An 8,698-nucleotide genomic window follows, 5' to 3' on the forward strand; every position below is an offset into this window, starting at 1 on the left:
CACTATCCTCTCAGGAATATCAGGATCTGCCAGACGGTGCTGAGACGACGCTTACAATTAAATGAACCGGACGTAAATTTATAGGCCACGACACGTGATTTTCCCGCTTTCTTTTGCAGTACGAGTTTTAATGATTCATTTTTTTTCAAATGCCGCAGATTAAACCGGGAAGGCAAGGAGCGCTGAAGAGTAGCGATCTCGTTCGATTCCAGCCCCGAGCGGGTGGCTGAAAGGTAGGCATTTTCTTTTACGACATCGGTAGAATACATTTACTGGAATTCGCCGTTAGCATGAACACTGCGGCGTATGCTAGGGGTTTTCAGGAGGCGTGTCATCTGTCAGTTAATCGGGAGCACCGTTGATGGTCGTCATTTTTGTAACATATCTTGTTTCCCGTTTGCTCCTGAAGCTCTGGGAACTGTATGACCAGCCCGACGGTGATGATTAACGGGACTGAAACAGGTTACGGCAGAGCAATATGGGGCTCATGTCCTGCTACGTAACCCGTCAGTAAAGCCCTGCTGCGCACCTGACGCTAAGCACTAACCCGCCTGCAGTTACCTGGTCGAATACAGCCCGCGAAGCTTTCTTGCCTGCGTCTGATGTGCTTCCGCACCGGCATTATTGACCTGCTCATGCACGAGAGCGGCTTTTTCTCCGGCATTCAGTTCGTTAAAAGAAGAAGACGAGGTCTTTGAATTTGCATCACTGCCGGACAGCATTTTTTTATGTTCCTCAATCATTTTCTGATGCGCATAGGACGCGCTGTTGTTCATAAATGAATGAGCAACAATGGCCCTTTCATGTTCATTCATTTCAGAGAATGAGGGCGTGTTGTTTTTATTAACCCTGTCCGGTAAGTTTTCATGCGTCGAGGAGTTCACATGACTGACGGCTGAGGCATTATTAACAAATCGATGTGCTTCATGGGCAATATCACTGGACTGAGCAAAAGCTGCCCCACAAAATAAAGCTGTAAACGCAGTGGTCGTGATTAATATATTCATGTGTAATTACCTTCTGAGGTACATAAAAGATGTCCTTATGATCATATATAAAAAAATCAACCTGTGGAGAAGATGACGTAAATGTAATACAGCCACGTACATTACACGATTGTAATGAATTTGTTTCTTAAGGTGTGCTAGATTCATTTCATTGTAAGTGGATGAACCAGTAATTTAATTTAAATCGGTTCTCGAATTCTGTCAGTAACCATACTTTAAATAAGGGAATGCGCATGCTGTTGAAAACGTCTCGACGAACTTTCCTGAAGGGGTTAACCCTCTCTGGCGTAGCCGGAAGTCTTGGCGTATGGAGTTTCAATGCGCGTTCCAGTCTGAGCCTGCCAGTTGCCGCATCCCTGCAGGGTACTCAGTTTGACCTGACCATTGGTGAAACGGCCGTCAATATCACGGGCAGTGAGCGTCAGGCCAAAACAATCAATGGAGGCCTGCCGGGGCCCGTTCTTCGCTGGAAAGAAGGTGACACCATTACCCTGAAGGTCAAAAACCGTCTTAATGAACAGACGTCCATTCACTGGCACGGCATTATTCTTCCGGCCAATATGGATGGTGTTCCGGGGCTGAGTTTTATGGGCATAGAGCCTGATGATACCTACGTTTACACCTTTAAGGTTAAGCAGAACGGGACTTACTGGTACCACAGCCATTCCGGTCTGCAGGAACAGGAGGGGGTATACGGTGCCATTATCATCGATGCCAGGGAGCCAGAACCGTTTGCTTACGATCGTGAGCATGTGGTCATGTTGTCTGACTGGACCGATGAAAATCCTCACAGCCTGCTGAAAAAATTAAAAAAACAGTCGGATTACTACAATTTCAATAAACCAACCGTTGGCTCTTTTTTCCGCGACGTGAATACCAGGGGGCTGTCAGCCACCATTGCCGATCGGAAAATGTGGGCTGAAATGAAAATGAATCCGACTGATCTCGCGGATGTCAGTGGCTACACCTACACCTATCTCATGAACGGGCAGGCCCCGCTGAAAAACTGGACCGGACTGTTCCGTCCCGGTGAAAAGATACGCTTACGGTTTATCAACGGCTCGGCAATGACCTATTTCGATATCCGTATCCCCGGGCTGAAAATGACGGTCGTGGCTGCAGATGGCCAGTATGTAAACCCGGTTACCGTTGACGAATTCAGGATTGCCGTTGCCGAAACCTATGATGTCATTGTGGAGCCTCAGGGTGAGGCCTATACCATCTTCGCACAATCCATGGACAGGACCGGTTACGCTCGAGGGACACTGGCCACGAGAGAGGGGTTAAGTGCTGCCGTTCCCCCCCTCGATCCCCGTCCTCTGTTGACCATGGAAGATATGGGTATGGGGGGAATGGGACATGATATGGCAGGAATGGACCACAGCCAGATGGGAGGCATGGATAACAGCGGAGAGATGATGTCTATGGACGGTGCTGACCTTCCGGATAGCGGGACATCCTCCGCGCCCATGGATCACAGCAGCATGGCCGGTATGGATCATTCCCGGATGGCCGGAATGCCGGGTATGCAAAGTCATCCTGCGTCAGAAACGGATAACCCACTGGTTGATATGCAGGCGATGAGCGTCTCTCCGAAATTAAATGATCCGGGTATTGGTCTTCGAAATAACGGAAGAAAGGTTCTCACGTACGCGGATTTGAAAAGCCGCTTTGAGGATCCTGACGGACGTGAACCTGGCCGTACCATAGAACTGCATTTAACCGGCCACATGGAAAAGTTTGCCTGGTCATTTAACGGAATCAAGTTTTCAGATGCCGCACCGGTGCTGCTGAAATACGGTGAGCGGCTCAGGATCACGCTGATCAACGATACCATGATGACTCACCCCATTCACCTGCATGGTATGTGGAGCGATCTGGAAGATGAAAACGGTAATTTCATGGTTCGTAAACACACAATAGATGTTCCCCCTGGTACAAAACGCAGTTACAGAGTGACAGCAGATGCGCTTGGCCGCTGGGCGTATCACTGCCATTTGCTCTATCACATGGAAATGGGAATGTTTCGTGAAGTCCGGGTGGAGGAATGATGCGAATGAAGAGAAATTTGAAGGCCATACCTGTTCTGGTCGCCGGTTTGTTTACCTCACAGCTTTCTATTGCGGCGGGCTCCGTCTCTGCAGATCCCCACGCCGGGCACGACATGTCTGCCATGCAGATGCCAGCAGATGAGAATTTCACTGAGATGACGTCAATGGAGCCCATTGTAACTGAGAGCAGAACGCCAATTCCGCCTGTTACCGATGCCGACCGGAAGGCTGCATTCGGCAATTTACAGGGGCATGCGATTCACGACAGTGCGATTAATTATCTGGTTCTGCTGGATCAACTGGAATGGCAACGGTCGGATAACACCAACAATTTCAGCTGGAGTGTTAACAGCTGGATTGGAGGCGACACAGATCGGATTTGGCTAAAGAGTGAAGGTGAACGAAGCAATGGGGAAACGGAGGCGGCTGAAGCGCAGTTACTCTGGGGACATGCGGTTGGCCCATGGTGGGATTTGGTTGCGGGTGTCAGGCAGGATTTCAGACCTGCTTCTGCCCGGACCTGGGCTGCTGTCGGTTTTCAGGGGCTGGCACTCTATAATTTTGAGTCTGAAATTACGGGTTTTATCAGTAATGGCGGAAAAGCAGCCCTTCGTCTGGGAGGAGAATACGACGTTTTACTGACTAACCGGCTCATACTCCAGCCATCCTATGAGGTGAATTTCTACAGTCAGGATGATGAATCGCGGGGTCGCGGCAGGGGACTGACTGACACAGAGCTGGGGCTCCGGCTGCGCTATGAAATACGCCGTGAGTTTGCACCCTATATAGGCGTTTCCTGGAATCAACTTTACGGGAAAACATCCGATATGGCGAAAAGAGAAGGTGAGAAAGACCATCAGGTAGTATTCCTGGCGGGAGCCAGAATCTGGTTTTAACGCACTGATATAAAACACTCAACTAAACAGGTAAATAAAATGTCGATTTTAAATAAAGCCATTCTTACAGGTGGCCTCGTTATGGGCGTTGCTTTCTCTGCTATGGCCCATCCGGAATTAAAAAGCTCTGTGCCACAGGCTGATTCAGCCGTAGCGGCCCCGGAAAAGATTCAGCTTAATTTCTCGGAAAATCTGACCGTGAAATTCTCAGGTGCAAAATTAACGATGACGGGTATGAAAGGCATGTCATCACATTCTCCGATGCCGGTCGCGGCAAAAGTGGCGCCAGGCGCTGACCCTAAATCGATGGTCATTATTCCGCGAGAGCCTTTACCCGCTGGCACTTATCGTGTTGACTGGCGCGCGGTTTCTTCAGATACGCACCCTATTACCGGTAATTACACCTTTACAGTGAAGTAATATTATGAACGACCTGATTATGATTGTTATTCGTTTTCTTCTTTATCTGGATTTGATGGTAATATTTGGATTGCCATTTTTTCAGATATATGGAATAAGTGGTGTCAGACATGAAACCTATAACCTGACTAATTTCAGGTCGTTTATAACCTTTGCTGTTGTTACAGGCATCATTCTTACTGGCATTAATATGCTCCTGGTATCTAATGCCATGAGTGGAGTAACTGACCTCAGAGAATTATCCATCCATGTTATCGAGATGGTGATAGAAGAAACTGATGTGGGTATTAGCTGGATTGTCAGGCTCTGTGCCCTGTTTACCACACTCGGTGCTTTGTTCCTTTACACTAATAAGAGAGTATTGTCCTGCCTGCTGATGACGATGAGTGGGGGCGTGGCGCTGGCTACACTTGCCTGGGGAGGACACGCCGTTATGCATGACGGTCTGCATTACTATCTCCATTTACTGAGCGATCTGACCCATCTCGGCGCTGCAGGTGCCTGGACAGGTGCTCTGGTTGCATTTGCTATCCTGCTGATGCGCAGAAACGAGCATAATGCACAGAGCGTCATTGTGATATCTGACTCCCTGGCAAAATTTGCCACGGCAGGAACGGTGATTGTTGTAGCCCTGATCCTGAGTGCGCTGGTCAACTATCTGTATATTGCTGAGGGTAACTTAACTCCCTTATTCAACAGTTCCTGGGGGAGGATATTGCTTGCCAAGACGGCTCTGTTTGTTCTGATGCTTCTTCTGGCTGCAGCAAACCGGTTTCACCTGGGTCCCCGGCTTGAAGTTATGGTCAGGGAAGGGAATTATGATCGCAGCGTTGCCCTGATGCGAAACAGCATCCTGACAGAATTCGTTGTTGCGATTATCATTCTGGGCGCCGTAGCGTGGCTTGGAATGCTTGCTCCGTCTCAGATCAGCTAGGGGACAGCCAAAGCTCATGCGTGAGATTTTTACTTTCATATCAGCGAGTTGACCATGCAGCGTATTTTAATCGTTGAAGACGAACAAAAAACAGGTCGTTACCTGCAGCAGGGACTGGTTGAGGAAGGCTATCAGGCCGATCTCTTTAATAATGGCCGCGATGGTCTTGGGGCCGCGTCGAAGGGACAGTATGATTTGATAATACTGGACGTGATGCTGCCTTTCCTCGACGGGTGGCAAATCATCAGCGCACTGAGGGAGTCCGGGCACGAAGAACCGGTCCTGTTTTTAACCGCAAAGGACAACGTGCGGGACAAAGTGAAAGGACTGGAGCTTGGCGCAGATGACTACCTGATTAAGCCCTTTGATTTTACGGAGCTGGTTGCACGTGTAAGAACCCTACTGCGCCGGGCACGCTCGCAGGCCGCAACAGTCTGCACCATCGCCGATATGACCGTTGATATGGTGCGCCGGACCGTGATCCGTTCGGGGAAGAAGATCCATCTCACCGGTAAAGAATACGTTCTGCTTGAGTTGCTGCTGCAACGCACCGGAGAAGTGTTACCCAGGAGTCTTATCTCGTCCCTGGTCTGGAACATGAATTTTGACAGTGATACGAATGTGATTGATGTCGCCGTGAGACGTCTGAGAAGTAAAATTGATGATGACTTTGAGCCAAAACTGATCCATACCGTTCGCGGTGCCGGATATGTCCTGGAGATCAGAGAAGAGTGAGGTTCAAAATTTCCCTGACCACACGCCTGAGCCTGATTTTTTCTGCGGTGATGCTTACGGTATGGTGGTTATCAAGTTTTATCCTGATTAGCACCCTGAATGGCTATTTCGATAATCAGGACCGCGATTTTCTGACAGGTAAACTTCAGCTCACCGAAGAGTTTCTTAAAACAGAGACGTTCCGGAACAAAACGGATATTAAGTCATTATCAGAAAAAATAAACGATGCGATGGTAGGGCACAATGGTTTATTCATTTCTATAAAAAACATGGAAAATGAAAAAATTGTTGAACTCTATGCCAAAAATTCTGTTGTTCCAGCGGTCCTGCTTAATAAGTCGGGTGATATTCTCGACTATATGATCCAGACGGAAGAAAATAACACCGTGTACCGCAGTATCTCGCGGCGGGTTGCCGTGACGCCGGAACAGGGTAAAAGCAAACATGTCATCATTACGGTTGCCACGGATACCGGGTATCACACCCTGTTTATGGACAAACTCAGTACCTGGCTGTTCTGGTTCAATATCGGTCTGGTCTTTATTTCTGTTTTTCTGGGCTGGCTGACCACACGTATTGGTCTGAAACCGTTACGGGAAATGACCAGTCTGGCTTCCTCCATGACTGTACACAGCCTGGATCAGCGTCTAAATCCCGATCTGGCTCCGCCGGAAATCTCTGAGACCATGCAGGAGTTCAATAATATGTTTGATCGCCTGGAGGGGGCATTCCGGAAACTGTCAGATTTCTCGTCTGACATCGCGCATGAGCTGCGCACACCAGTCAGTAATCTGATGATGCAGACGCAGTTTGCACTGGCTAAGGAAAGGGATGTTTCGCATTACCGCGAAATTTTATTCGCTAACCTGGAAGAACTGAAAAGGTTGTCACGAATGACCAGTGACATGCTTTTTCTGGCACGTTCAGAGCATGGTCTGCTGCGGCTGGATAAACATGATGTGGATCTGGCAGCCGAACTGAATGAATTACGTGAGTTGTTCGAGCCCCTGGCAGACGAAACAGGAAAGACAATCACGGTTGAAGGAGAGGGCGTTGTTGCCGGAGACAGCGATATGCTCCGACGTGCTTTCAGTAACCTGCTTTCCAATGCAATCAAGTATTCTCCCGATAACACCTGTACAGCGATACACATTGAGCGTGACAGTGACTGTGTGAACGTGATGATTACGAATACGATGTCCGGCCAGGTTCCCGCTAATCTGGAACGTTTGTTTGACCGGTTCTATCGCGCAGACTCATCAAGGTTCTACAACACGGAAGGCGCGGGGCTGGGATTATCAATTACAAGGTCGATCATTCATGCTCACGGCGGCGAGCTGTCAGCAGAACAGCAGGGGCGGGAAATTGTGTTCAGTGTGCGTCTGTTAATGGATTAATACCGTTATTCAGGAGAAACCCGGAAGGTGACAAAAATGTCATCGTTCAGTCACGCGATAAACAGAGGCGGTTTTTTATAATCAGCCATAAATCAGGACAGCGTGATAATTCAATCGCCCGGTTCCTGGCGTGATGATCAACCAGCCCTGAGATCAAATGCTTTCTCTGTTATAAGCATTGATTGTTCGGGTATGAAAACACCGGAGACCCAACCATGAAAAAGATCCTTGTATCCTTTATTGCCATGATGGCTGTCGCTTCATCTGCCTGGGCTGCAGAGACAATGAACATGCATGACCAGGTAAATAATGCCCAGGCGCCTGCCCATCAGATGCAATCATCCGCTGAAAAAAGTGCAGTTCAGGGGGAGAGCATGAAAATGATGGATATGAGCGGTCACGATCAGGCCGCAATGTCCCATGAAATGATGCAAAACGGCAATTCTGCTGCCCATCAGGACATGGCTGAAATGCATAAAAAAATGATGAAAGCCAAACCTGAGAACACCCAAGAAACTGCTAAGCCATTTTCCGAAATGAGCGAGCATGAGAAAGCCGCTGTTGTGCATGAGAAGGCGAATAATGGCCAGTCTTCCGTTATTCATCAGCAACAGGCGGAAAAGCATCGCAGCCAGATCACCCAGAATTAACCCGCAGCTCCACTTGTCAGACCCTCATTTGACGCCGAAGTCACTGGCTTACGCTCCCGTCCGGGAGCGTTTTTTTCCCATATATCAAACTTTAACTCTGAAGAGGTGGAAGTATCTGACCAACACTGTCACGTAACGCCAGATAACTACAAAAACACCTCAGGTGAACGTAAGCGTTAAGTGAGCGCCGTATTGACGGCTATTTATTGGTGAGATCTACGTTCCATGGCAGCAGTTCGGCCACTTTGTTGATGGGCCACTCCGGCAATACGCTCAGGATATGGCGAAGGTAACCCTCTGGATCGATACCGTTCAGCCTGCACGTTCCGATCAGACCATACAGCAGGGCACCACGTTCACCACCATGATCACTGCCGAAGAAGATGTAGTTTTTCTTGCCCAGACAGACCGCTCGTAGCGCGCGCTCAGCAGCGTTATTATCCGGCTCTGCCAGACCATCATCGCAGTAGTAACACAGGGCATCCCACTGGTTCAGTGCATAAGCGAACGCCTCGCCTAACCGGGATTTTTTCGACAGAGTGGCACTTTTCTCGTAAGCGTGCAGCGAGAACCGTATTGACGGGGATGTGTTATTCAGTTGGCAGTGC

The 8,698-nt window shown here is 48.8% G+C and carries 9 protein-coding genes and 1 pseudogene; 7 read left to right on the forward strand and 3 right to left on the reverse strand.

The genetic code is table 11. The features are described 5' to 3' along the window. Positions 1-56 precede the first annotated feature (56 nt). Together ABLU50_RS15680 and ABLU50_RS15685 are read right to left on the reverse strand one after the other, a co-directional pair. Positions 57-269, reverse strand: a pseudogene (locus tag ABLU50_RS15680) (peptidase M23); the annotation flags it as partial. Between the two features lie 288 nt (positions 270-557). Then, positions 558-1,007: a copper resistance protein gene (locus ABLU50_RS15685; protein ID WP_001023257.1), complete on the reverse strand. Its 450-nt coding sequence runs from the start codon at positions 1,005-1,007 to the stop codon at positions 558-560. A 233-nt stretch (positions 1,008-1,240) separates the two neighbouring features. Between ABLU50_RS15685 and pcoA the strand changes: the two genes are divergently transcribed. The 7 genes from pcoA to ABLU50_RS15720 all read left to right on the forward strand — a co-directional run bounded on the left by pcoA (position 1,241) and on the right by ABLU50_RS15720 (position 8,090). Further along, positions 1,241-3,058, forward strand: a complete 1,818-nt coding sequence (gene pcoA / locus ABLU50_RS15690) for a multicopper oxidase PcoA (protein WP_000925242.1) — start codon at positions 1,241-1,243, stop codon at positions 3,056-3,058. Positions 3,059-3,063: 5 nt separating this feature from the next. Next, the gene (pcoB, locus tag ABLU50_RS15695) at positions 3,064-3,954 is read left to right on the forward strand and encodes a copper resistance outer membrane transporter PcoB (protein ID WP_171888087.1); all 891 of its coding nucleotides are present in this window, start codon (positions 3,064-3,066) and stop codon (positions 3,952-3,954) included. A 39-nt stretch (positions 3,955-3,993) separates the two neighbouring features. Continuing rightward, on the forward strand, positions 3,994-4,374 hold the full coding sequence (gene pcoC / locus ABLU50_RS15700) for a copper resistance system metallochaperone PcoC (protein WP_000025662.1): 381 nt from the start codon (positions 3,994-3,996) through the stop codon (positions 4,372-4,374). Between the two features lie 55 nt (positions 4,375-4,429). Continuing rightward, the gene (gene pcoD, locus ABLU50_RS15705; RefSeq protein WP_080821469.1) at positions 4,430-5,308 is read left to right on the forward strand and encodes a copper resistance inner membrane protein PcoD; all 879 of its coding nucleotides are present in this window, start codon (positions 4,430-4,432) and stop codon (positions 5,306-5,308) included. Positions 5,309-5,362: 54 nt separating this feature from the next. Further along, the gene (gene pcoR / locus ABLU50_RS15710; protein WP_001188930.1) at positions 5,363-6,043 is read left to right on the forward strand and encodes a copper response regulator transcription factor PcoR; all 681 of its coding nucleotides are present in this window, start codon (positions 5,363-5,365) and stop codon (positions 6,041-6,043) included. After that, positions 6,040-7,440, forward strand: coding sequence for a copper resistance membrane spanning protein PcoS (pcoS, locus tag ABLU50_RS15715; protein ID WP_004152084.1), 1,401 nt, complete (start codon positions 6,040-6,042; stop codon positions 7,438-7,440). Before pcoR ends, pcoS begins: the two co-directional genes overlap by 4 nt. Positions 7,441-7,655: 215 nt before the next feature. Next, positions 7,656-8,090, forward strand: a complete 435-nt coding sequence (locus ABLU50_RS15720; RefSeq protein ID WP_004118347.1) for a hypothetical protein — start codon at positions 7,656-7,658, stop codon at positions 8,088-8,090. Positions 8,091-8,289: 199 nt separating this feature from the next. Here ABLU50_RS15720 and ABLU50_RS15725 read toward each other — a convergent pair. Beyond that, on the reverse strand, positions 8,290-8,698 hold a 409-nt coding region (locus ABLU50_RS15725), incomplete at its 5' end, for a transposase (protein ID WP_327778836.1).

The sequence above is a fragment of the Klebsiella sp. GG_Kp173 genome (genome assembly GCF_040062415.1).
In the GTDB taxonomy this organism is placed as follows: Bacteria; Pseudomonadota; Gammaproteobacteria; order Enterobacterales; family Enterobacteriaceae; genus Klebsiella; species Klebsiella quasipneumoniae.